The sequence below is a fragment of the Phenylobacterium sp. genome, assembly GCF_030693805.1.
Lineage (GTDB): Bacteria > Pseudomonadota > Alphaproteobacteria > Caulobacterales > Caulobacteraceae > Phenylobacterium.
In genome coordinates, this window is the sequence record NZ_JAUXZW010000370.1 from 1 (window position 1) to 1,070 (window position 1,070).

1 protein-coding gene and 1 pseudogene are annotated in these 1,070 nt (G+C 61.5%); one reads left to right on the forward strand and one right to left on the reverse strand.

Annotated elements, in window-relative coordinates:
• Nucleotides 1-212: 212 nt before the first annotated feature.
• Nucleotides 213-656, reverse strand: a complete 444-nt coding sequence (locus Q8M88_RS14670) for a hypothetical protein (RefSeq protein WP_305597901.1) — start codon at nucleotides 654-656, stop codon at nucleotides 213-215.
• 229 nt (nucleotides 657-885) lie between these two features.
• Between Q8M88_RS14670 and Q8M88_RS14675 the strand changes: the two are divergent.
• A pseudogene (locus Q8M88_RS14675) lies at nucleotides 886-1,070 on the forward strand (type I methionyl aminopeptidase); the annotation flags it as partial.

The following is a 1,070-nucleotide window of genomic DNA, read 5'->3' on the forward strand; positions in this document are numbered from 1 at the left end:
GCGGGGCAGGAGTTGCTGGACTTTGAAGTCGCTGACGGCATTGCCGCCGTCAAAAAAGCGCAGATGCAGGGTCACAGTGGGTGGCCTTGGGGCTGAGGGGCGCAGGGTGCACCCGGGGATGGGTGGAAACCCGGAATTTTACCCGGGGCCACCTGCCTCTGAGCCTTGAGCCCGGGGAGCCCGGGCCGGTGTTGTTCAGGCGACGTGCCGAATCAATACGCCTGGGTCGCGCTCAGCGCATGCGCCAGCTGGGCCATGGCCTGGGTGGACACGTAGCCGGCATAGCTGGCGCCGTGTTGGCAGTGGTTGTTGTCGCTGCTGTACTTGCGCTTGTTGCCCGCCTCGGTGATCTCCAGCACGTAAATCGTGCTGTTTTCGTTGCAATGCAGGTTGGCGCGGGTGGGTGCCAGGCCCTGGATCATGGCTTTGACGTCTTCGCTGGCCACCGACAGGTCGGTGTTGTAAGCCACCTTGCGCCGGTTGAGGTTGGCGTTCAGGTCGTCGTACACCACGAGCCGCACATCGGCATGAAAACCGTTCCACAAGGCCGCGAGTCGCTCGGATTCAGAGGCTGACACCTGCGAACTGCAAGCCACCAGCTGCTGCCCCAGCACGGCCGTGACGGCCAAAACGGCGAATGAGCGAAATGTGATCATGGTCCTCTCCCTGGGTGGGCGCTTGTTTGGGTGTCTGCCGTCTGGTCAGAACCCTGCACCTCATGGGACTGAATTACATCACCGAAGCCCTTTAAAAGTTAAATTTAGAAGTCAACATTTTGTCAAACGAGACTTTTTGCGAGGGCAAACCACACGGCAAAGTGGGCCGCCCAGGGGCACAGGCCCTATACACAGCGCGCGGCAATGTCAACTGCGATAATCGCGACCCATGAACATCACCTACAAGGACGCGGCCGGTGCGGCCGGCATGCGCTTGGCGGGACGACTGGCCGCCGAGGTGCTGGACCACCTGACCCCGCTCATCGTGCCCGGCATCACGACCAAGGAAATCGACCGCATCGCGGCCGAAGTCATGAAACAACAGGGCTCGGTGTCGGCCACCATCGGCTACCA

Coding starts and splice junctions, on each gene's coding strand:
- Q8M88_RS14670 (WP_305597901.1), bottom strand. CDS start 656: ATGATCACATTTCGCTCATTCGCCGTTTTGGCCGTCACGGCCGTGCTG.